Here is a 21,907-nt window from a genome sequence, read left to right as displayed (position 1 = left end):
AACAACTATTATACCTACTTCATTCTTTTGCGTTGGCTTTCTATTGCATCAGCAATTCTATAAGGTATATCTCCGTTAAACCAGTACATGCACTCTTTTACGAGTGATGAAAGATCTATGTGTTCAAGTGTTGTTTAGTACCGTCCCTTCTGCCTTTACGGAGGGGACGGTTTTTTCATGTCTTTTCCTTACCTTGTGAGTAGCTTACGAACTTACAAGCAATAATCTCAAGAATTAAAGGACCGGCTACGTTAAAGAGGAGACATCTTACAGGTTACATTTATTACCCGAACAACATACCGCATACATCCCATTCCGAATGACTATTGCCCGTGTCCGGCTTGCCGGTCTCTCCTTCTACCTTATCCTGCTGGCAGGTTTACCTCTGTCAATGCACGCACAGTGTATTTCTCCGGAGCTGGTAATGATCAACTCGTGTATCGAACACCCAAATCCTAACGGAGGGCCGGTAGACGTAGAATCCGAAATCATCATCATGCGAACCGGGCTGGTTCCCGTAGCCGTCAACACCATCGGTGTTGACCTTCCTTTCAATGGCTTCGGCCCCGAGAACAGCGACCTCGGCTACGATACCGACGGTCTGCCTTACGGTTGTGATTACAAAGAACCTACAATCACTACCTTACCCGGTTGTCCTGATGCTATCCCGGCGGGGCCCGATGATGTGATCCCCGCCAACGCTTTCGTGGTCCTCTTCCTGACGGGAACCACCGTAACGGGAGACGTAGATGATACCGACTTCGCTAATATTTGTACCGACGGAAGGCCCGTGTACATCCTTCAAAGCGCCTGTGAGCGTACGACCGGAGCATTTGCCAACGGACCTGGACAGGGTGATCCTCTTCGGAGTATTCTCGTCTCGTCGCCCTGTGGCCCCCGGATTTTTACGTACAATACATCAGAGCTGGACCCCGACGACGGAACTTACTATCTGGTAGGTACAAGTGTTACTGGTAATCAGGATTGCGACATCCCGTTTATCCCCCCGACCTGCTCTCCGCTCGATACCGTTCACTACCTCTGCGGCTACGGCGACACGGTTGATCCCCCCGTTCCCGTCTCTGAGTTTGAAGTTCTTTTTCCCGATGATATTCTGGTAATTTCCTTTCATCACTCCCCGGAAGACGCTGAACTAAACCAAAACCGCATCTCCGAATACTCAGGCTCAACAAGCGAACCGGACACCCTTTACAGCCGGGTCATCTATAGTGCCGATTTATGCACCTCGGTTGCCTCCCTGATTGTTCGTTTTTCCGATGATCCACTGCAGGCCGTCTCACCCGCCGAACCGGTACGTGGTTGTGACCCGCTTTCTACGGGAATTGGAACCTTCAATTTGCGTATCGCAGACGCTGAAATAGGCAACGGTGCGCCCATCACCTGGTATACGAACTCCGCTGCTACCCAGGAAATCAGCAACCCCGAAAATTTTCAGAGCCCCGAAACAACAGTGTACGCCGTTGCCGGCCTTGCCGGTTGTGCCGGAAATCCCGCTCCGGTGACGCTCGAACTCATCCCGGGGCCAGACGTGAACCCTACTGTGACTCCCGTATCCTGCTTTGGTGTGTCTGACGGAAGCATCCATGTTGAATCATCAGGTTTCGGATCTTTCAGTTACGATTGGGATGTGGACGTGTACGATGGTGACGACAGTATCACCAGCCTTCCGGCAGGAATGTACCACCTCACCGTCACCGACCGGTACAGCTGCGCTACAGAAAGAAGCTTCGACGTCGCAGACGGGCAGCCGCTGGCAATCGGGTGTTCTCTGGTGCAGGAGACTTCAGGGCCGGGTACGTCGGATGGCATTGTAGAAATCACCTTCAGTGATGGCAGCAGCCCGTACCAGCTTACCTATACGGGCGCGGCCGCGGGTGCAATGGAGGTTAATGGAGCATCGGTAAATATTACCGGCCTCCCCGCGGGAGACTACACTTTTTCCGCAACGGATGCCAACGGTTGTGCCAGCGAGGAATGTACCGTCACGGTCCTTCCCCCCAACCCATTGACCATATCCTGCCGGACCCGCAACAACTCAAATGATGTTGATGTACTTGGTTCCGGACAGGTTGAAATCAATGGAGGTGACGCACCGTTCCTGGTTACGGTTACTGATGCCCTCGGGAACAGCAGTAATTTCCCGAACAGGCCCAACGGCGTCACCAATATTCCCAATCTTCCTTCCGGCGATTACACCGTTACGGTAACGGATATGTTCGGGCAAACTGAAGAATGTACGATAACGATTGCCTTGGTCGCCTGTCCGCTCACGATCGTTGAAGTACAACAATTCGCCAACGACTGCTCCGGATCCGACAATACCATCATCCGCCTTACCATTGCTGGTAACCAGGGTGCGATTTCCACTACCTGGAGCGGTGGTAACGGAATAGAGAGTTTTGACGGAATGCAGGAGGCCGGGCCGCTTCCTGCCGGTATTTACTTCGTTATGGTCGAAGACCAAAGCGGATGCCCGGGTATCACCGAAGGCCCGATCGTCGTGACTGATCCTGGTGTGATCGATTATACCGTTGGCGGAGATCTATCCGCGTCCCCTTGCCAAAACGACGCCCGCCTTGATGTGACCGTTAACGGAGGCGGAAGCCCTCCGTATTCTATCGTACTGATCGACTGGAACAGCATGGTGGAACTGGACCGGATAACGGATCAGGCTGCCGGAAGCACCGTCAGCTTTAACGATCTCGCTGGCGGCGGCGCGCCGGATTACGCCGTCTACGTCATTGATGCGTTGGGCTGCGAAACCGATCGGACGTTCAATCCCATCACGGCCACTCCCGGACCTGCCATTGTTCTTGATCCGGCCGATCAGCAAATATCTTCGCCGTCCTGCGCAGGAGACAGTACGGGCTCTCTTTCCGTACTGGCCAGTGGTGGCACCGCACCTTATGTGTACCGCTGGATCGACTACCCACAGCTTGCCTCCGGACGCATTCTCCCCGAAGGACCAGACCAGACAGATTTGCCAGGGGGCAATTACACGATTGAGCTTACGGACATGAACGGCTGTATGGATACAGCCATGGTCGTCGTCCCGCAGGGTACAATGCCTACCATCAGCTGTGGGACCACTACCAGTGCCGTTGGCTCGCAGGGAGGAAGCGTCGAAATCAGTTTCGGAGGCGGGGTACTACCGTACGCTATATTTATGGTCCGGGATGGGAACCAACAAGGTTTTCTCAACCTGACTGGCCCCGATGAGGTGATACCCGACCTGGAACCGGGCGATTACGCTGCAGTGGTTACGGACGCTAATGGGTGTACGTCGGACACCTGCACGTTCACCATCCCGCTCTCTCCCTGTAACCTGTCGGCCGTAGCAGAGATCGATACTATTTTTTGCTCTGACTCCTTTCAGGGAGGTATTTCGGTGATGCTTTCCGGGGGGGCAGAACCTTATAATTATACCTGGGAAACCGGTGTGACCGGGGATTCCTCCGAAGTAACGGTAATTGCCGAAGGCAATTATGCCGTCACCATCGAAGATGCCAACGGTTGCTCGTTGGATACCTCCTTTTTTGTGCCGGACATCATGAACCGCGCAGATTTGGTACTGGAAGTTCCCCGTTACCTGCCTGCCTGCCCGGGTGAGGATGTCCGGATTCCCCTCGAACTGCAGGGGATAGCTCCTTTTACCCTGGAGTACACGCTTACCCCGACTCCAGGAACAACCCTGACACGTACGTTTAATTCGAACCAGCAATTTGACACACTGTTACTCTCCCCGTCTGACTTCATCGACCCGGACTTAGTGATTTCTATGGAGCGATTGACTGACCGCTACTGCGACGCCCAGATCATCGAAATGTTTGCGGTACGGTATACAGAACCGGATACTGTCCGGCGCTTCGAGGTAGTTTGTGAAAACGGACCGCTCGAAATAGGTGGGCGCTTTTTTGATCCCCAAACTCCGTCAGACACGTTCCTTCTCGATGACGGAAGCACCTGTGGTGTACTCTATGAAGTCGATCTGGATTTTCAGATGGTTATGGTGCCGGATACCGTTATCGTACCCGCCTGCCCAGCAACGCCCTACACTACAGGAGGAGAAACCTTTGACGCCAACCGCCCTGAAGGTGAGGTGCGGTACCCTCGTGCCGGCTTGTGTGACAGCGTTGTGTACATTCGGCTCGACATACTGCCCGAGTACATAGGGAGTTACACCGAGAATGCCTGTGTGGGAGATACCATTTACTACGCCGACCGGGTCTTTACCGCCGAGAACACCAGCGGCCTGGCCAGGTTGCCCGGCATGGCTGCATCTGGTTGTGACTCGGTTGTTTTCGTTAGTACAAACTTCCGGAGAACCGGAGAAGTGAGACTTTTCGGAGACTTTGAAATATGCCCTGGCGAACCGATCGAACTACGCTTTACGTACGATGGCCCGGGGAGCATCAATGTCCGGATGACGGACCTTGCTGGGAACATTTCCGACCTGACGGATATCCGGCAGGGTAGCAGGGTAGAACTGTTTCCTACAGAATCAACCAGCTACCAATTGCTCAGCTCTGCAATCGGGGGATGCCCCGGGGAGGTAGCAGGGTCTTCTTCCGTTGAGGTTAACGACCTGAGTATTGCAACCGAGGTGCCACTTGATCCCGGAGACTACTGCCAGGATACCTTGGGCCGTGCTGTCGTTAGTTATACCGGAGGTGTTGCTCCGTACGAAGTACGGTGGAGCAACGGACCGACGGACAGCATCAACTGGAATCTTCTGGCGGGAACCTACCAGGTTTCCGTAACCGATGCGCTGGGGTGCGAACTTACCGATTCGGTTACGCTCTCCAACCTGGAGCCACTAACCGCCAGAGTGACGGGGATTTCCCCTGATTGCCCGGGAGCCCCGGGCAGGCTGCAAATCGACACTGTTTTCGGCGGCGGAGGATTTTACGAAGTAAGCATTGATGGTCAATTTTACCTGCCCATCGAAAACGTAGGGGATTTCGAAGTACCGGTCGGGAACCATACCGCTGTTTTTCAGGGAGCGAACGATTGTTCCGTAGCGGTGAATTTCAGAGTAGAAGACGCACCGACACCTGACTTCAATCTACCAACCGACACTACGATTTTCTTGGGCGATAGCCTCTTTCTCGACGGGAGCTTGCTGAACCAAGATAGTGCCTGGTGGACGCCAGCAGACTTTCTTTCCAATCCCGACTCATCTGCTACGTGGGCCACGCCGCTCAGTTCTTCTACCGTCACTTTGCACCTGCGGACCCTCGCCCAGTGCCTTTTCACCCATCAGGTTAATATTACAGTCGATGAACGCCTGCCAGTGTACGCTCCAACAGCTTTCAGCCCCAATGGAGACGGTGTTAATGATCTCTACGAGCTCGGCCTGGGGCGCAACGTGCGGGCTCTGCGAAGTTTTCAGATATTTAACCGCTGGGGAAATATTATGTATGATGGAATTGATGCCTGGGACGGAGAGTTTGCCGGTGATTCGGCACCACCTGCTGTATACGTATTCTACGCAGTAGTTGAAATGGCGGATGGCTCTGAACGCCTGGTAAAGGGCGACTTCGTACTTATGCGATAGAAAAAAAGATTGGTTTTCAGGTGGTTATACCTTCCTGGGCAAGTGCAAGCAAAAGGTTTGTGCTTTTGCTCTCTGGGGGATGGTGGTTTATTCTTCTTCGGAAAGAAGGTCTTTAGGCAGTCGTTTTTTTGTCTTTGCGCCGAGCGTCCGGAGTTTTTCAGCCCGCCCGATGAGGGTGGCGCCGTACTTGCCTCCGGTCGACAGTTTGCGGAGAGCGTTGCCGTAAGAGGTTTGTGCTCGGTCCAGTTGTTTACCGACTTCTTTGAGCTCCGCAGTGAAGGCAACAAAGCCATCGTACAACAAACCGCTTTGTTTAGCGATTTCAAGGACGTTTCTCTTCTGGTCTTCCTGCTTCCAGATGAAGCTGACCGTGCGCAATGTAGCCAGCAGGGTGGATGGGGTAACGATGACGATGTTCCGTTCGAGCGCTTCCAGGAAAATTCCCTGGTCGGTGGCGAGTGCGAGGCCAAAAGCAGGTTCGATGGGTACAAAAAGGAGGAGGTAGTCAGGACTGCTGATCTGATATAAGCGGGTGTAGTTCTTGCCCGACAGGTCGGTGACGTGCTTCTTGAGGCTTCGCAGGTGGGCAACAGCCTGAAGTTTCCTTTCCGGATCATCGGGGTCCAGGGCACAGTACCGGTCGTAGGCAGTAAGAGAGACTTTGGAGTCAATTATCAGGTGCTTACCTTCAGGCAGGTTGATGACAAAATCGGGCCGTTTCATTTTGTCTTCTTCGTCGCGGTAACTGCTTTGGGCATCGAAATGTATCCCTTGCTGGAGGCCGCTGGCTTCGAGCAGGGTGAGGAGCTGCCACTCGCCCCAGTCCCCCTGGGTTTTACTGTTTCCCCTGAGGGCACCAGCCAGGTTGTTGGCTTCGGTGCTTATCTGAGCATTGAGTTGCTGCAAATGCTTGATCTCCTGACGCAGAGAGACACGATCTTTGGTTTCTTCCAGAAACCGACGTTCAATTTGCTGCTCAAAGCCCTGGATGCGCTCGCGCAAAGGGCTGAGAATACTGGTGAGCTGTTCGGCATTTTGGTGGCTGAATATCTTTCCTTTCTCCTGAAGTAACCGGTTGGCCGTTTGCTCGAACTGAGCAAGGCCGGCCGCCTGCAAACGTTCCATCTCTACCTTACTGTTGGCGAGTTTTTCTTCGAGGTTTTGCAGGTTAGCCCGGGTGACGGCGAGTTCGCTGCTCAGGCGGTTTTCGGAGGCGGACTTCTCCTGCAGGTTTTCGTAGTGAAGGTCCGCTTCGTTGCGGACCTGTTCGTGCACCTCCCTGCGGATGTAATCTTTCTCTACGTCGGTAAGCGGAAGATAACTTCCCCGGAACCGAAGCTGAAGAATGAGCCAACAGATCAGAGCACCAAGCAGGGCGGCCAGCAAAAGGTATAGTGGGTGCATTGAGGAGTCAGATTAATTGCAAGGTGCAAATGTTGAAAATTTATGCAAAATACAGCGAATGTTTTAACTTGAAGAGCATTATTCTTCCCTTTTTCTGAAGTCAGCAAATTCAATTTGTCGGAATATTGACCTGTCTGTCCATAATTTGCGGAGAGAGTTGATGATCCCGGGATCAAATGGCGCAGTTGCCGCCGTCTTCTTTGTGGCTTGTCGGCAAATTAATAACACCTTGATTTTGAATAGCTGTGTCAAAGTGTGTCTGTTGGGGGCTGTGCTTACCTTTGCTGGGCACAAAAGCATTACGGGAGGCGTTATTTCTCCTTTAACCTTTCCTTGCACCCGCGCCCGCGCCCGGGCATGCAATAGACTGTAAGAAAAGGCGTTAGATACGACACACCTGAATTTCACCCTTCTGTATTTTTGAATGTGCCCGATTTTACCCCAGACTGAATGAAAACTCTTTCTTTTTCACTGTTTATCTGCTTGTCTCTCTTTTCTACTCCGGTTCATGCTGCGAGCTGGACCGATGAGCTGTTTGAGTGGTTTGCCAGTTTCTTCAGAGACGATGCTGCCGAGCCAACCCGGCATCTGCTTAGTACACAGCAACTCGACAGCCTGCGGGCCAGCCCTACCGGGCTGCTCCTCAACGAAATCGCCGATGCAGATACCCTTACGATCAATACTTCCTGGCCCTATGAGTCCGTCGATCCTGCCGGAGACCTCGAACGCCACGGCCGTTTGCTGCGGCAAACGGTACTGCTGACCAGCCCTGTTGGCAAGCTCCCACTGGAAGACGTTCCCGCCGTTCGCGTCATTTACCGACAAGACCAGCGGCCGGCCCGCTTCATCGGTATGGCCCGCCGCTTTGCCGACGTGCAGGAGGTACCTTTCGATGATGTGATCGGTTACGCCCTTCCGGTTGGGCTCGATTTACCGACAATAATCGTGGCTGACGACCCCAAAGGACAGTCGGCTTTCAACAGCGACTGGTACCACGCACTCTACGAACTGGAGGGCGACGGAATTACCCTGATCCACTTTGGAGATGCTAATGTTGTGACCGGAGTGCCCCAGAACTGGTCGGTGCTGAACACGCCTTTGCGGTGCAAAGAGAGCGAGGCCTTTCTGGGGCAGGCTATCTTTGGGGCAGAATTGATCGATGGCCGCCTGGCCCAAACCACGCCTGCCTTCCGCGCGGGAACAGGTTACCGGTTGGAGCCCGTCCGCAAAGGGTTCCGCCTGCCGGAGGAGCTTGGTATAGACCGGCGGAAAATGGATTACGTAGATTACCAGATCAACCGCGGAATCCGCTACCGGGCAATGCCCGGTGCGCAATTGCTGGTCCTTAAAGACGGGCAGGTTGTGTACGAAAAAGCCTACGGCCACCATACGTACCGTAAGCAACCGGTCAACCCCGGTGATCTGTACGACCTCGCTTCGGTAACCAAGGCTGCAGCTACGACCCTGGCTGTGATGAAGCTTTACGATGATGGCCGGATTGCGCTGGACGCCGAAGTCCGTGATTACCTGCCTGAACTGAAAAAGAAGGTTATTGGCCGCTATAAGATCGAGCGGTTACTGGCCCACCATACCGGCCTGCAATCCGAAATACCGCTGACTGGCCTGATTGGTAAGCAGTTTGTGGCAGAGGAGATGCAGGACGCTTTTAAGCTGCCCGTAGGGCCGGGGCGCTGGCTGAGCGCAGATGTTCCCGGGATGATTCGAAAAAACTTAACGGGGAAAATTGGCCGCACCCGACGACAGGTGTACAAATACAGCGACCTGAACTATTACCTGCTGCAACTCGTGGTGGAACAGATCGCCGGAGAGCCGATGAACGAATTGCTCGAACGTGAGTTCTACCAGCCCATGGGCCTGGGGCGGCTTGGTTTCCGGCCTGCGGAAACTTTCCCTGCCGACCAGTTGGTACCCACCGTTTCTGACCCATGGATGAGGGGAGGACTCCTGCGCGGCTACGTTCACGACGAAGGCGCGGCACTGTTGGGAGGTGTGGCCGGTCATGCCGGCTTATTTGCGAATGCTCACGACCTTGGTCGCTTGTTCCAACTCTTTATCGATGAAGGTGCTGTCGGAAACCAGCAGTTGTTGTCTCCCGAAACGGTTTCATTATTCACGACGAAAAACCGCTTCAATTACCGGGCGCTGGGCTTTGACCGGTTGACCGGTGGCTGGCAAAATGTGATCAACGCCGGTGCTTCTCCCGAAACGTTTGGCCACCTCGGGTTTTCGGGGACGTCGGTTTGGGCAGACCCTGAAAATGATCTGGTGTTCGTTTTATTGACGAACCGGGTGCACCCTGACCCGAAAAACGAGCGCTTTCAGCAAATGCAAATAAGAGGAAAAGTGCATAAAGGCGTGTACCAGGCCCTGAACAGTTGGGAACCCGCGCTGTAATGCTTTTGTAGCCGGCGGATCGGGGCGCGGCCGCAGGTGCAAAGGCAGGTTTTCAAAAACACCTACTCCTTACGGACCGAAGCTACGAACAGGGCTTCTACTTTATCGCGAGCCCAGGGTGTTTTACGCAGGAATTTCAGGCTCGACTTAATGCTGGGGTCGTGCGTAAAGCAGCGGATGTTGATCATTTCGCCTAATTCTTCCCAGCCGTAAGCCTGTTCGAGATACTCGAGGATTTCGATAAGTTTTACTCCGTGAAGCGGATTGTTGGGCTGCTCGGGGGGTGTTGGGGTTTCGTCTGCCATTACCGTTTTGGTTTTATTGAGAGTTTAGCCGATAAACAGAAGGAAAGTTATCCGTTCGGAATTTACGAACTGCGATTTATTCGAGTTCGGAGACCCTGATCTTTCTTTTCTTTACCCGCCCGTTGTTGAGCAGGGCAATTAAACCTTCGGTTTTTGCGCGGGGAACACTCACGAAAGTACAATCCGCTAACAATTCAATTACCCCGAGTTCACCTTTTTCGAGCCCACCTTGCTTGAAGAACAAGCCGGCAATATCACCCTTGGATACCTTGTCTTTGCGGCCAGCGGAGACGTAGAGCGTAGCCCATTTGCTGTTCTGTACGTTGCCTGGTTCGGGGTCGAGATCGATGTCTTCGGTTTCGGTGACGTAGTCTGGGAGTGGGTAACCATCCCAGTGCATGAGGTAGGCGGTTCCGTTGGCGTGCATCCTTGCGGTCCGGCCGTTGCGGTGGGTGAACTCTGCCTCTTTGGAAGGCATCTGATAATGGATAATGAAGTCAAGCTCGGGAACATCTATACCACGCGCTGCGAGGTCGGTGGACAAAAGCAGGCGGTGGGTACCGTTGCGGAACTTGATCAGGGCGCGCTCCCGCTCTGTTTGTTCGAGTCCGCCCATAAACACTGCGTAGTCGATTCCCCGGCTGTCGAGGAAGTCGGCTACGAAGCGCAGGGTTCCTTTTACGTTACAGAAAATGATCCCCCTGCCGCTACCGGTCTGTCCCAGGACTTTTTCGAGGGTGATGAGTTTGTCTTTCTCCGGTGCCGGTACGTCGACCATCCGCAGCTGGCTGCTGCGGGTACCGAGGTAATCGATTGTAACGGGATCCTTGAGACCCATGAAGTCGGGGAATTCCACCTCATTGGTTGCGGAGGTGAGGATTTTTTTCTTCAGAGAGGGGAGAGCGGTAACGATCTGCTTCATTTCCTTCTCGAATCCGGTTTCCAGGGATTTGTCGAACTCATCGAGGACGAGAGTACGGATGGTTTTTACGGAGAATGCTTCGCGCCGTAGGTGGTCGGCTACCCGGCCGGGAGTGCCAACAAGGATGGCGGGCGGCGTTTTGAGGTCTTCGCGTTCCTTAGAGCCGGGGCGTCCGCCATAGACAGAGTCGACGCGGTAGCCACTACCCATTTCCCGCATTACCGCTTCGATCTGGATGGCAAGCTCCCGGCTGGGGACCAGAATAAGCGCCTGCACGGTAGGCACCTTGGGGCTTAGTTCATTGATTATGGGCAACAGAAAAGCCAGGGTTTTTCCCGTTCCGGTGGGCGAGAGGAGCACGATCTCGTCTCCGTGGAGAATGGCTTTACGGGCTTCCTGTTGCATCTGGTTGAGCGACTGGATGCCCAGCTTGATCAATATTTCCTTTTGTGACTTCATAGGGCGAAGGTAACTATATTAAGTAGTAGTACTCCTGCTGATCCAACGCAGATTATGCCTCTCATCCCCGCCACTGCACCTGCGTCCGCGCCGGATAAAGATGATGGGACCCGGAAAATTCAGGCCGGGGAGCTTACGGAGTAACAGCACGCTCTAAACCTGCTGTTGAGCCGGACACAAAAAGGAAAACTTCCGCGCAGTACCGTCTGCGCAAAAAAAACAGGCCCGCTCCGGTTTTGTCCGGAGCGGGCCTGAAGCTTGAGACCTGAAATTCAGGCCTTAGGGAGTAACAACAACCCGACGGCTGACGAGCTTGTCGTTGAGGCGGATACGAAGGAAGTAAACACCTGCGGGCATTCCCGCTGTCTCGATCCGTTCGTTGAAGCCAGCGGAAGTAACACTAACGTTTTCGCGGGAAACAAGCACCCGGCCGGCAGCGTCGATGAGTTGGTAAGTCATGTTACCTGACTGCCCGAGGTCTTGCCCGTCGATGCGCAGTTCCTGCCCGCCTGAAACAGGGTTAGGAGCAACTGTGATGGCTGCGTTGAGCTCGGCATCGATAGTAGCGGTTGGGAACTCACCGTTCTTGAAGCGGAATTTCTGGTCGCCGAAGTCGCTGTCGATTACGTAGCGGTTGAAAGGCCGAACGCGCCAGTAGTAGCGGGTGTTGGGGCTCAGGTCGTCTTCGATGATAGCGGTGGTGTCGGTAACGATGAACGACTGCAGTACCGCGCCGTTGAAGTTGGTGCTGGTGTTGAGCTGAACGATGTAGTAATCTGCGTTTGGCACAGAGTTCCAGACGAGTTCAACGAAGTCGGATACTTCGAGGGTTGCGTTATCTTCAGGGAGTAAGAGATTCATTTCGTCTCCGTCGGCGGCAACGCGTCCGTCTCCGCTGTTGTCGGCAATCTGCCGGGCAGCGAGGTTGGTTTGCATTGCTGTTTTCTGCTCTTCGGAGAAACCTTCGATACAACCATCGAGTGCGTAAGACATAATGTTGGTGGCCGGCACTGCAAAACGGATAGAGTCCGGATCGGTGAGGCTGTCCTGGTATTCCTGTACGCCGTTACAAGCCCAGCGCTGCATCAGATAATCAGGGGAAGTATCGCAAAATCCATCAGCTGCATCTTCACAGTTGCTGCCATCGACGCGTTCTACGGGGACGTTAGAACCACGGTAGCTTACGGTTGCGGGAGCCCGCTCTGTCAGCTCGATTTCGTCAATTGATCCTACACTCTCCCAGCCGTAAAAGGTATGGGGAAGGGTGAAGAGGTGTCCCATTTCGTGGCTCCAGGTACGGTCTGATGCACCGAGGCAATTGATGCCGAGTGCGATACCGTCGGCACTAGAGAGGTAGTAACCACAGTTGCCGGCAGGGTTGCCCACAATGTAATTGTTGATGACACCACTGTTGTTGTGCAGGCTCATCATCTGCCCGCCAATTGATGCAGTGGAGTGGTCGTAGTAGTTGCCACGGTTCAGGTAGTCAACTTCTTTGATGTAGAACTGGATATTCATGTCTTCGTAATCGCTGTTCAGCAACTCGAAGGAGCGCAGCAATTTGACGGGGTCGATGTAGCCACTGCCGTCATTCTCTCCGAGAAGGATGAAACGAGCGGGAACATATAGGATTTCATCAGACTTGTTGACGGCAGAATACTCGCCGGCCTGGTATTTAGAAAGCCATTCGGATTTGCCGGTGTAGCCGCACCATTGCCCATCAGCGGATTGTGCCTGCAGAGCACTGGTAAGAAACAAGGCTGGCAGTAGCACAGCAAAAAGGAATCTGATTGATTTCATAGCGAAGATGATAGTTATAAAGCCCAAAAGTAAGGAAACGATGTTTGGTCAACCGTCTTGCCCACGGCATTTCATGCAGTCCGGCTGTTTTTCTATACTTTTGCACGGTTTTTAGGGTAAGCTAAAGATGGAGTAGCCAACTAACCCCATTTTCAGGGCGTTACCCCCACAATAAAAAACAAGTAAATTAAATTTTTGAATCCATGAGTAAAGTAACCGTAGTCGGCGCCGGAAATGTAGGTGCCACCGTAGCCAACGTTCTGGCCCACAAAGACCTTGTCCGCGAAGTAGTGATCCTTGATATCAAAGGGGACTTTGCCAAAGGCAAAGCACTTGACAGCTACCAGCAGGCCAGCGTTGATCACTTCAGTACCCAACTCCGTGGAACTGACGACTACGCTGACACTGCAGACTCCGACATCGTAGTAATCACAGCCGGTATCCCACGCAAGCCGGGGATGAGCCGCGACGACCTGATCAGCACCAACGCCAAGATCGTTACTATGGTAACCCGCTCCATCATGGAGCACAGCAAGAACCCTATCATCATCGTCGTTTCCAACCCTCTGGACGTGATGACCTACGCAGCGTACAAAGCTTCCGGCCTTCCCAAAAACCGTGTATTCGGCATGGCCGGTATTCTGGATACCGCCCGTTACCGTGCATTCCTGAGCATGGCGCTCGACGTATCCGGCAAGGATATTCAGGCAATGCTGCTCGGTGGCCACGGTGACACGATGGTTCCACTGCCCCGCTACACGACCGTTTCCGGAATCCCAGTGACCGACCTGATCAGCAAAGAGGAGCTCGATGCGATTGTTGAGCGCACTAAGAAAGGTGGTGGAGAACTCGTTAAACTGATGGGAACCTCTGCATGGTACGCTCCTGGTGCCGCAGCGGCTCAGATGGTGGCTGCTATCGTTCGCGACGAGAAGCGAATCTTCCCTTGTTGTGCGCTGCTGGAAGGCGAGTACGGTCAGGAAGGTATCTTCCTCGGCGTACCGGTGAAACTGGGCAAAGAAGGTATCAACGAACTGCTCGAACTTAACCTCAACGAAGAGGAAATGGCCGATATGAACAAATCTGCCGATGCTGTTCGTGGTGTTCTCGAAGTATACAAAGGCATGAACGTCTAAACGTTTCATCTCCGGATAAACAAATGATGAAGCCTCGCCGATTTTCGGTGAGGCTTCGTTGTTTTTTGAAACAACGTTCAGGTATCTGGCGCGGCCGCAGGTGCAGGGCAAGGTAGACGAGCAGGGAACCAACCTTCGGTTTCCGGTGTGTATAACGCCAAATGCACGGATTCCCCTCTCTCTCTGCGCGGCTTTCTCGGGAGATGGGAGACGTGACAGGCAGCAAATTCGTGATTGTAGTGCATCTTGTAATACTCCCTTTTCGGTTGCTTCTGCTGCCATGACCGCTGAAAACTTTATCTTTGCGCCCCAAACTGAAAAACAATGCTCTACCTCACCCGTCGGGAAACTTTCAATGCCGCACACAAACTGCACATCGCTGATTGGAGTGACGAGCAAAACCGTGCTGTTTTTGGAAAATGTTCTAACCCTAACTGGCACGGCCACAACTATGAACTGTTTGTAACTGTTGCAGGTAATCCCGACCCCAATACGGGGTTTGTTATGGACGCCAAGCTGCTGTCTACGATCATGAAAGAAGAAATAGTCGATGAAGTCGATCATCGTAACTTCAACCTCGATGTTGAGTGGGTTCCCAAATCCATTCAGCCTACGACCGAGAACTTGCTGATTCTTTTCTGGAACCGGATCGAAGAGCGGGTTAACGCAGGGGGAGCCACTCTGTATTCCATCAAATTACGGGAAACAGAAAACATTTACGCCGAGTACTTCGGCCCTAACGGAAGAAAATAAGCTATGCCTTTTAGCCAGCAACTGAATTACGACGACGCAATCACGGAGAAACTATCCGACAACTTCGCTAACATCATCGATGGGGTAGGAGAGGATAAAGATCGGGAGGGATTGATCAAAACGCCCGAACGAGCAGCCAAGGCCATGCAGTTCCTTACCCAGGGCTACGAGCAGGACGCCGAGGCTATCCTCCGGTCGGCTATGTTTGCCGAGGATTATTCAGAAATGGTGATCGTTAAAAACATCGAACTCTACAGCCTCTGTGAGCACCACCTTTTGCCGTTTTTCGGTAAAGCACACGTAGCTTATATCCCCGATGGTTACATCGTTGGCCTGAGTAAGATTCCCCGGGTGATCGATGTTTTTGCGCGTCGGTTCCAGGTGCAGGAGCGGCTTACCGATCAGGTGCTACAGGCCATCCATAAAACCCTCAATCCCCTCGGTGTAGCGGTTGTCATCGAAGCCCGCCACATGTGTATGATGATGCGGGGCGTACAAAAGCAGACTTCGGTTACCACCACTTCGGCCTTTACCGGCGCTTTCAAGGCGGAACGCACACGTAATGAGTTCCTCAAGCTGATCACCTCAGACCTGGGCTAATTATACCAAAGCCTTCCGGATAGCAATCACGACTGTTGTGTAACAAATTGCGCAAACAACCTTTCTTGAACGGTATTACTTAGGAGCGGAGGTCCGTTTCTTGTAGCGTAGAGGCCAGTCCCGTACGTTTTCGTTGTGCATTTTGTTGTACCCACTCAGCAACGTGTGTATCACGAGATGCACGGAATCTCCCTCTCCCCCGGCCCCTCTCCTCGGGAGAGGGGAGACGTGACAAGCGGCAAGTTCGTGATAGTAGTGCATCTCGTGATACACACCTCAGCAACGTGCCAGATGTCTCCCCACCAATAAAGTCGTAAATTTCGAGCAAACGGACCGGACGACTATGGAATATCGCGAATCGCAGAAATTCAACCAGTGGTGGTTGTGGCTGCTAAACCTTGTTATTTTCGTGGCCCTTGCGATCACGGGTTTCAATGCTTGGAGCAACGGGGCAGATTTAATGGCATCGGTAGTAGGCCCACTTTCAATGGCATTGGTTATGATCTTACTTGCAACGATTGAGCTGCGGACGGTCATAAACGAAGATGGAATCGAGGTGAAATTCTGGCCCTTCGGTCGACGGCGGATTTTCCGGTCCGAGATCAAAAATGTGCGCGTCCGTAAGTATTCTCCTTTGCGTGAATTCGGAGGTTGGGGATACCGGATCGGTCCGGCGGGCAAGGCCTTTAATATGCAGGGGAATATGGGCTTGCAACTGGAAATGAAAGACGGCGAACGATTACTGATCGGAACCCGACAGCCAGATAAACTGGCCGCATGGCTGGAAAACTGGTTGCAATCTGCCGATGAGGACGAGCTAGCGGACGAACTCAGAATGTTAAAACTCAAAACGCTGAGAAAGAACAAACTGCCAGGTTAGTACTGCTTTAAGTCACCTCCCTTCCAACTTTTGCATAGTCTTAACATGATTCTGTGTACCCAAACCAACCTTTCTCCGTCTCAAATCCGTTATAACGACGGAACGTTGGACATCTCAACACTGGAGCCGGGGATTTAAAAACCTCACTTCGGGATAACCGTCTTTCGTTAACACCTCATTAAACCGGACCCTCCGGTATTGTTTTTATATTTGTAACTCAAATAATAACTCCCACATGAAACGCATTCTCCTCCTTCTCGTACTCGCATGCGGCTTTACTGTAGCTATGCAGGCACAGGAAAGCGCAGCTCCTGCCACCGAGACTGTCGACCAGACAGTTGCCGACGGACCGCAGATGACCTTCGAAACCCTCGAAATCGATTACGGTACCATTGAGCAGGACTCTGATCCTTTCCGCATCTTCAAGTTCAAGAACACAGGCTCTGAGGCGCTCCTGATCACCAACGCCCGTGGTTCCTGCGGTTGTACTGTACCCAGCTACAGCAAAGCTCCCATCGAAGCAGGTGCGGAGAGCGAAGTTAAGGTACGTTACGACACTCACCGCCTCGGTCAGTTCCGCAAACGCGTTACCCTGACTACCAACGTAGGCGAAGACCCCATCATCCTCACCATCAAAGGCAAGGTTGAGCCAAAACCAGCTGAGCCAGCTGCAGTTCCTGCCAGCGAGCAGGGAATCTTCAACAACGGTGGCGGTAAATAAACCGGAACCTGATTCTCTTTTAGCTGAAATGCTCCTCATTCGCCCGGCGGATGAGGAGCATTTTAGTTTTGGGTGCTTCCGTTCCGGAAGCTGTTGAGAAATTTGTACACCACCGGCATTAAGATTACCTTGACGACGCTGTGCACCGATCGCCCGTCCCGGGCAGTAACTCAACATTCTCCCCGCTAAAGATTTAACAATGGTTCATCCCTACAGAGAACGAAACATGGCCGAATTGGCCCATAAACTTGGCTTCGAATTTCACGCAGAGGACGATTACGGCATCCTTCAGCAACTGCAGGATTTTCGGCTGTTCAGCGGAGGAAGAAAGAAAACCATCGAGCGTGTAATGCGCAAGCAGGACGGGCTGATGGAGTTCGACATCTCCATTTTCGATTACAGTTTCCAGATGTGGGGAAGCTCCGCAAAGGATAACCGCGTACATCAGACCGTATTTTTCCTGCAAAGTGCTAAGCTGGGATTGCCCGAACTATGGCTGCAGCCAGAAACGATCGTTCATAAGTTGGGAGAACTGGTAGGCTTTACGGACATCGACTTCGTGCGGTTTCCTAAGTTTTCCGGTCATTACCGGTTGACGGGCGAGGACGAAGAGTACATCCGTCACCATTTCACGGACGAAGTGTTGAATTACTTTACGATGAATAAAGGGTGGTCGATGGAAGGCCTGGGCTTTTACCTCTTGTTTTACCGTAAAGGAACGCTGATCCCCAGTGCCCAGATTGAGCAGTTCTATAAACGGGGGCACGAAGTGTACCGGATGATGGCTGATGAGCAGGCGCAGAACAAAATTTTCGGCACCTGATTACTGTTTGGGAGAAAACCCGACGATGTAATCTTTTCGTCCGGCGGGGATGACGCCCCGCTCCCGACCCTGTTCGATGAAACCTTTTACTGCCGCAAGGCCTGCGGGACCAAGATCGAGTGAATACTGATTTACGTAAAGGGCAATGTGCTTACGCCTAACCTCGGCGTCCATTTCCTGGGCGTGGGCGGCAACGTAGTCAGCGGAGGCCGCAGGATGATCGAAAGCATACCGAACCGAGCGGGCAAGGACGCGATCAAAGGTGCGCTGTACTTCGTCGGGGAGGGATTTTCTGACAACGATGCCACCCAAAGGGATTGCGTATCCGGTGGCCGATTCCCAGTATTCGCCGAGGTCCATAAGTTTATGCAGGCCGCGCTCGTGGTAAGTGAAACGGTTTTCGTGGATCAGCAACCCGGCGGTGAATTCACCGGACAATACCCGTCCTTCGATGTCTGAAAACAACACTTCCTGTTTATTGGTGAGGTGCGGTTGGGCCAGGCCGAGCAGGTAATTTGCGGTAGTGTATTTTCCCGGAATCGCGACCGGATCTCCTGAAGCAAGTACGTTGCTTTTTTCGTCCTTTCCCTGCACCTGCGTCCGCGCCCGGAAACGCTCCGCCAGTTCCTTGTCTTTTGTAACCAACAGCGGCCCGACTCCCCGGCCCAGCGCACTGCCCGAATTCAGCAGGTTGTAGGTATTTGTCAGATGGCCAAAAGCGTGGTAGCTGAGCTTTGTTATGTCCAGTTCTCCCGCAAAAGCCAACCGGTTGAGCTCTTCTACATCCCCCAAATGCACCCCGAAGGAAAGGCCTTCGGTATCGATACGGTTATGGACTAACGCGTCAAAAATGAAAGTATCGTTGGGGCAGGGCGAGAAACCGAGAGTAAGATGCATCAGGAAGAGACTAAAGTTTGAGCTAATAGAACCAGTCTGAGACTTACTGGTTGAAATAAAGCGATCTTTGTCTCCTTATCAAAGATCCGAAGAACTAAAGATCCAAAATGAATTTTCAGGTACTCTACGAAGACAATCACCTAATTGCCATCAATAAACCCGCCGGCGTGTTAAGCCAGGGCGATGCTACCGGCGATAATACTGTAATGGATTGGGCCAAAAGCTATATCAAACACCGCTACGATAAGCCGGGAGAGGTATACCTGGGCCAGGTTCACCGGCTCGACCGTCCGGTTAGTGGCGTCATTCTTTTTGCGCGTACCAGCAAGGCGCTTACCCGGATGAACGAACTGTTCAAAAACCGGAAAATCACCAAGACTTACTGGGCCATAACGACCGATCAGCCCAACCCGATTGAAGGTGAACTGAAGGGATACATATATAAGGACACGGACAAAAACAGAAGCAAGATTGTTCCCAAAGCCGACTCCAACCGCCACAAAGGCGCAAAGCTGGCAAAACTGAGCTATAAACTGCTCGGGCGTATTGGCACTAATGTGCTGCTCTCGATCAAGCTCGATACAGGACGCCCGCATCAAATCCGGGTTCAGCTGGCTGACCAGTTAAAAACCCCGATCCGGGGTGACATCAAGTATGGCTCCCGCCTGCGTAACGAGGATACGAACATTAATCTGCACGCCCGCTCCCTTGAGTTTTTGCACCCGGTGAAGAAAGAACAGGTCAAGATTACCGCTCAGGTGCCGCGCGAAGACCAGATATGGGGATTGTTCCACGAGATGGAAGAATGGTAGTCAGATAGATTCAAAAAGCACCTTTGGGTAAGCTGTCGTAACTTGCTGTTTTGGGTAGGAAGCCCGGCAAAACTGACCAAATGGATAACTTTCTTGACGACCGGCTGGATGCTATCCGAGCGGCGGGCAACTTCCGCTCGCTGGCAGGAACGGTAACCGGAATCGATTTTTGGTCTAACGATTATTTAGGCCTGGCGCGGTCGCAGGTGCAGCGTGGGGATGAAGGTGTTTGGGTAGATCCGGTATGGTCCGGTGCGACCGGCTCCCGGTCCATCTCCGGAGACGATGATTCGTACAACGCCTTGGAGCGCAGCATCGCAGCCTTTCATGGGTATCCTGCAGCCTTGATGTTCAATGCTGGGTACACGACCAACCTTGGTCTTTTCTCCGCGCTTTTAAAGCGCGGGGATACCATCCTTTACGATGAGCTGATCCATGCGAGTTGTCGCGACGGTATCCGGTTGGGTTTCGCTAGAGGGAAGAGGTTCCCTCATAACGATCTGGAAGAAACCCTTGCGCACACGCTCAAGCAAGGGAAAAACAACGGACAATTGTTCGTACTGACCGAAGGTCGCTTCAGTATGGACGGAGACGTGGCTCCGTTGGCGGAGATGGCCAGCCTGTGTAAGGCGTACGGTGCGCACTTAATTGTCGACGAAGCCCATTCCGGAGGATTGGATGGCCCGGAAGGACGAGGACTAGTGGCTGCTTTGGGACTGCAAAGCGAGGTGTTCGCTACTATAATCACCTTCGGTAAGGCATTTGGAGCCCACGGTGCAGTCGTTTTGGGTACACAGAGTTTGCGGGAGTACCTCATCAATACCTGCCGACCGTTTATTTATACCACCGGGCCGGCGCCCTCCCAATGGCGTGGGGTGGCGGACGCTTATAATAAGCTTGCTGTTTTGCACAAAGAACGACTGTCTGACCTCCAGCGAATAATCAGACAGTTTCGGGAAGGTATGCTGAGTACTGGGATGGCAGATCGTCTGCCCCCCAACGAAGGACCGATTCAGGTAGTCGGTTTTCCCGGAAACGAAGAGGTGATGCTTGCCGAGGCCGCTTGCCGGAAAGCAGGCTTATTAGTGAAAGGAATACGCTCTCCGACGGTACCGGAAGGTAGTGAGCGGTTGAGGATTTGCCTGCACGCATTCAACAGTACGGAAGAGGTTAATAAGCTGGTAAATACTTTACGAGGATTTGGTTAGGGCTCATGAGCAGAGGGAAGGGGGGCGGCGAGTTTCCTCTTTACTTAAGTTAGGCGTTGCATCGGCTACAACGCTGTTCTCCTAACCGTTCACTGCACCTGCGTTTGCGCCCAGTGCGTAAATATCCTGAATGACTTGCACGACGGCGAGGCCCTCGGTGGCGGGTGTTGCTACAGTGGCTTTGTTGTTCAGTACGTCGACCACGTTGTCGATTACGAAGTGATGATTGGCGGCAGAACCGGTGTAGGGGCCGTAATTGTTGGCGGGGCTACTTGGTGGAAGCTCGGGGAATTCGAGCCCTTCGACGTGACAGTATTTCACTTCGTTCATGTACTGGCCACCAAGCTTTACGGTTCCTTTTTCGGAGATGACCGTTAGGGTAGACTCGAAGTTCCGGTCCCAGATAGCAGTGCTGAAATTGAGGCTGCCAAGGGTTTGATCGCCAAGGGAGAAATGGACAACGCCGGAATCGGGGAACGCATGAATATTTTCGTGTTTTTGGTTTGCAAAGCGGGCGGATTGCACTGAAACATCACCGAAGCACCAGCAAAGGAGATCAATGAAATGGGCGAATTGAGTGAAGAGGACTCCTCCGTCCAGAGCTTCGTCGCCGTGCCAGGGGTGCGGCTTTCCGTCGGGGGGAGAGGTGTAATAGCGATGATCCCGGTTCCAGAAACAGTTGAGGTGAACCTGGAGAATCTTCCCCAGTCGGCCGTCGTCAAGTTGTTGTTTGAGCCAATCGGAAGCTGGGCTGTAGCGGTTTTGCATTACACCAAAGACATGCTTGTTGGCATTTTGAGCAGCTTCGATGATGGCAAGGCAATCTCGGATATTGAGGGCCAGAGGTTTCTCTACCACCACGTGCTTGCCAGCTTTCAAGCACTCGATGGCCTGCCCGGCGTGGAGTCCGTTAGGCGTGCAGATGCAAGCTACATCGAACGCTACATCTGAAGATAATAAAGCAGCCATATCTTTGAATAAGGGAACACTACTCAGTTCGTCGGGGCGGTTAAGCTTATTTTCAGGCAGGGGGTCGCAGATGGCCACCAGGCGGGCGGATGGTTGTGCATCGATGAGTAATGCGTGTCTCCGGCCAATATGACCAAGGCCGATGACCGCAAAAGAGATGGTTGTATTTGATGGTCCGATAGCAGGTTCAGATTAGCGGGCTAAGAATGATGGTATGAATACGGG

General features: G+C 52.9%; 16 protein-coding genes. 10 read left to right on the top strand and 6 right to left on the bottom strand.

Going from position 1 to position 21,907, the window contains the following annotated elements; all coding sequences use genetic code 11:
• Nucleotides 1-319 precede the first annotated feature (319 nt).
• Nucleotides 320-5,578, top strand: coding sequence for a T9SS type B sorting domain-containing protein (locus FUA23_RS04590; RefSeq protein ID WP_147929552.1), 5,259 nt, complete (start codon nt 320-322; stop codon nt 5,576-5,578).
• An 87-nt stretch (nt 5,579-5,665) separates the two neighbouring features.
• Here FUA23_RS04590 and FUA23_RS04585 read toward each other — a convergent pair whose 3' ends face one another.
• Nucleotides 5,666-6,982: a DNA recombination protein RmuC gene (locus FUA23_RS04585; RefSeq protein WP_147929551.1), complete on the bottom strand. Its 1,317-nt coding sequence runs from the start codon at nt 6,980-6,982 to the stop codon at nt 5,666-5,668.
• A gap of 450 nt (nt 6,983-7,432) precedes the next feature.
• Between FUA23_RS04585 and FUA23_RS04580 the strand changes: the two genes are divergently transcribed.
• Entirely contained in the window at nt 7,433-9,397 is a 1,965-nt protein-coding gene (locus FUA23_RS04580) for a serine hydrolase domain-containing protein (protein WP_147929550.1), read from the top strand.
• Nucleotides 9,398-9,459: 62 nt separating this feature from the next.
• Here FUA23_RS04580 and FUA23_RS04575 read toward each other — a convergent pair whose 3' ends face one another.
• The 3 genes from FUA23_RS04575 to FUA23_RS04565 all read right to left on the bottom strand — a co-directional run bounded on the left by FUA23_RS04575 (nt 9,460) and on the right by FUA23_RS04565 (nt 12,883).
• A complete protein-coding gene (locus tag FUA23_RS04575; protein WP_147929549.1) occupies nt 9,460-9,702 on the bottom strand; it encodes a VF530 family protein in 243 nt (80 codons plus the stop codon).
• Nucleotides 9,703-9,778: 76 nt separating this feature from the next.
• A complete protein-coding gene (locus FUA23_RS04570) occupies nt 9,779-11,083 on the bottom strand; it encodes a DEAD/DEAH box helicase (protein ID WP_147929548.1) in 1,305 nt (434 codons plus the stop codon).
• A 279-nt stretch (nt 11,084-11,362) separates the two neighbouring features.
• Complete coding sequence (locus FUA23_RS04565) at nt 11,363-12,883, bottom strand: zinc-dependent metalloprotease (RefSeq protein ID WP_147929547.1); 1,521 nt, start codon at nt 12,881-12,883, stop codon at nt 11,363-11,365.
• 203 nt (nt 12,884-13,086) lie between these two features.
• On the opposite strand from FUA23_RS04565, the gene mdh reads away from it, so the two are divergent.
• The 6 genes from mdh to FUA23_RS04535 all read left to right on the top strand — a co-directional run bounded on the left by mdh (nt 13,087) and on the right by FUA23_RS04535 (nt 17,796).
• Nucleotides 13,087-14,019, top strand: coding sequence for a malate dehydrogenase (gene mdh / locus FUA23_RS04560; RefSeq protein ID WP_147929546.1), 933 nt, complete (start codon nt 13,087-13,089; stop codon nt 14,017-14,019).
• Between the two features lie 324 nt (nt 14,020-14,343).
• On the top strand, nt 14,344-14,772 hold the full coding sequence (locus FUA23_RS04555; protein ID WP_147929545.1) for a 6-pyruvoyl trahydropterin synthase family protein: 429 nt from the start codon (nt 14,344-14,346) through the stop codon (nt 14,770-14,772).
• A 3-nt stretch (nt 14,773-14,775) separates the two neighbouring features.
• Entirely contained in the window at nt 14,776-15,372 is a 597-nt protein-coding gene (gene folE / locus FUA23_RS04550) for a GTP cyclohydrolase I FolE (RefSeq protein WP_147929544.1), read from the top strand.
• A gap of 343 nt (nt 15,373-15,715) precedes the next feature.
• On the top strand, nt 15,716-16,252 hold the full coding sequence (locus tag FUA23_RS04545; RefSeq protein WP_147929543.1) for a PH domain-containing protein: 537 nt from the start codon (nt 15,716-15,718) through the stop codon (nt 16,250-16,252).
• A 235-nt stretch (nt 16,253-16,487) separates the two neighbouring features.
• Nucleotides 16,488-16,973 carry a DUF1573 domain-containing protein gene (locus FUA23_RS04540; RefSeq protein ID WP_147929542.1) on the top strand — a complete coding sequence of 162 codons (486 nt, stop codon included), beginning with the start codon at nt 16,488-16,490 and terminating at the stop codon, nt 16,971-16,973.
• A gap of 199 nt (nt 16,974-17,172) precedes the next feature.
• Entirely contained in the window at nt 17,173-17,796 is a 624-nt protein-coding gene (locus FUA23_RS04535) for a hypothetical protein (protein ID WP_147929541.1), read from the top strand.
• On the opposite strand, the gene FUA23_RS04530 is transcribed toward FUA23_RS04535, so the two are convergent.
• Nucleotides 17,797-18,693, bottom strand: coding sequence for a 1,4-dihydroxy-6-naphthoate synthase (locus FUA23_RS04530; RefSeq protein WP_147929540.1), 897 nt, complete (start codon nt 18,691-18,693; stop codon nt 17,797-17,799).
• A 107-nt stretch (nt 18,694-18,800) separates the two neighbouring features.
• Between FUA23_RS04530 and FUA23_RS04525 the strand changes: the two genes are divergently transcribed.
• On the top strand, nt 18,801-19,505 hold the full coding sequence (locus FUA23_RS04525; RefSeq protein WP_147929539.1) for an RluA family pseudouridine synthase: 705 nt from the start codon (nt 18,801-18,803) through the stop codon (nt 19,503-19,505).
• A gap of 80 nt (nt 19,506-19,585) precedes the next feature.
• Nucleotides 19,586-20,713 carry an aminotransferase class I/II-fold pyridoxal phosphate-dependent enzyme gene (locus FUA23_RS04520; RefSeq protein WP_147929538.1) on the top strand — a complete coding sequence of 376 codons (1,128 nt, stop codon included), beginning with the start codon at nt 19,586-19,588 and terminating at the stop codon, nt 20,711-20,713.
• A gap of 81 nt (nt 20,714-20,794) precedes the next feature.
• Here the strand turns inward: FUA23_RS04520 and FUA23_RS04515 are convergent, their stop codons facing one another.
• On the bottom strand, nt 20,795-21,862 hold the full coding sequence (locus FUA23_RS04515) for a Gfo/Idh/MocA family protein (protein ID WP_406603406.1): 1,068 nt from the start codon (nt 21,860-21,862) through the stop codon (nt 20,795-20,797).
• Between the last annotated feature and the right edge of the window lie 45 nt (nt 21,863-21,907).

This window comes from Neolewinella aurantiaca (assembly GCF_008014675.1).
GTDB classification, from domain to species: domain Bacteria; phylum Bacteroidota; class Bacteroidia; order Chitinophagales; family Saprospiraceae; genus Neolewinella; species Neolewinella aurantiaca.
This window is presented reverse-complemented; position numbering and strand designations above follow the sequence as displayed.

Coding starts and splice junctions, on each gene's coding strand:
- FUA23_RS04545 (WP_147929543.1), top strand. CDS start 15,716: ATGGAATATCGCGAATCGCAGAAATTCAACCAGTGGTGGTTGTGGCTG.
- FUA23_RS04530 (WP_147929540.1), bottom strand. CDS start 18,693: ATGCATCTTACTCTCGGTTTCTCGCCCTGCCCCAACGATACTTTCATT.
- FUA23_RS04540 (WP_147929542.1), top strand. CDS start 16,488: ATGAAACGCATTCTCCTCCTTCTCGTACTCGCATGCGGCTTTACTGTA.
- FUA23_RS04520 (WP_147929538.1), top strand. CDS start 19,586: ATGGATAACTTTCTTGACGACCGGCTGGATGCTATCCGAGCGGCGGGC.
- folE (WP_147929544.1), top strand. CDS start 14,776: ATGCCTTTTAGCCAGCAACTGAATTACGACGACGCAATCACGGAGAAA.
- FUA23_RS04590 (WP_147929552.1), top strand. CDS start 320: ATGACTATTGCCCGTGTCCGGCTTGCCGGTCTCTCCTTCTACCTTATC.
- FUA23_RS04585 (WP_147929551.1), bottom strand. CDS start 6,982: ATGCACCCACTATACCTTTTGCTGGCCGCCCTGCTTGGTGCTCTGATC.
- FUA23_RS04575 (WP_147929549.1), bottom strand. CDS start 9,702: ATGGCAGACGAAACCCCAACACCCCCCGAGCAGCCCAACAATCCGCTT.
- FUA23_RS04570 (WP_147929548.1), bottom strand. CDS start 11,083: ATGAAGTCACAAAAGGAAATATTGATCAAGCTGGGCATCCAGTCGCTC.
- FUA23_RS04565 (WP_147929547.1), bottom strand. CDS start 12,883: ATGAAATCAATCAGATTCCTTTTTGCTGTGCTACTGCCAGCCTTGTTT.
- FUA23_RS04535 (WP_147929541.1), top strand. CDS start 17,173: ATGGTTCATCCCTACAGAGAACGAAACATGGCCGAATTGGCCCATAAA.
- FUA23_RS04555 (WP_147929545.1), top strand. CDS start 14,344: ATGCTCTACCTCACCCGTCGGGAAACTTTCAATGCCGCACACAAACTG.
- mdh (WP_147929546.1), top strand. CDS start 13,087: ATGAGTAAAGTAACCGTAGTCGGCGCCGGAAATGTAGGTGCCACCGTA.
- FUA23_RS04580 (WP_147929550.1), top strand. CDS start 7,433: ATGAAAACTCTTTCTTTTTCACTGTTTATCTGCTTGTCTCTCTTTTCT.
- FUA23_RS04525 (WP_147929539.1), top strand. CDS start 18,801: ATGAATTTTCAGGTACTCTACGAAGACAATCACCTAATTGCCATCAAT.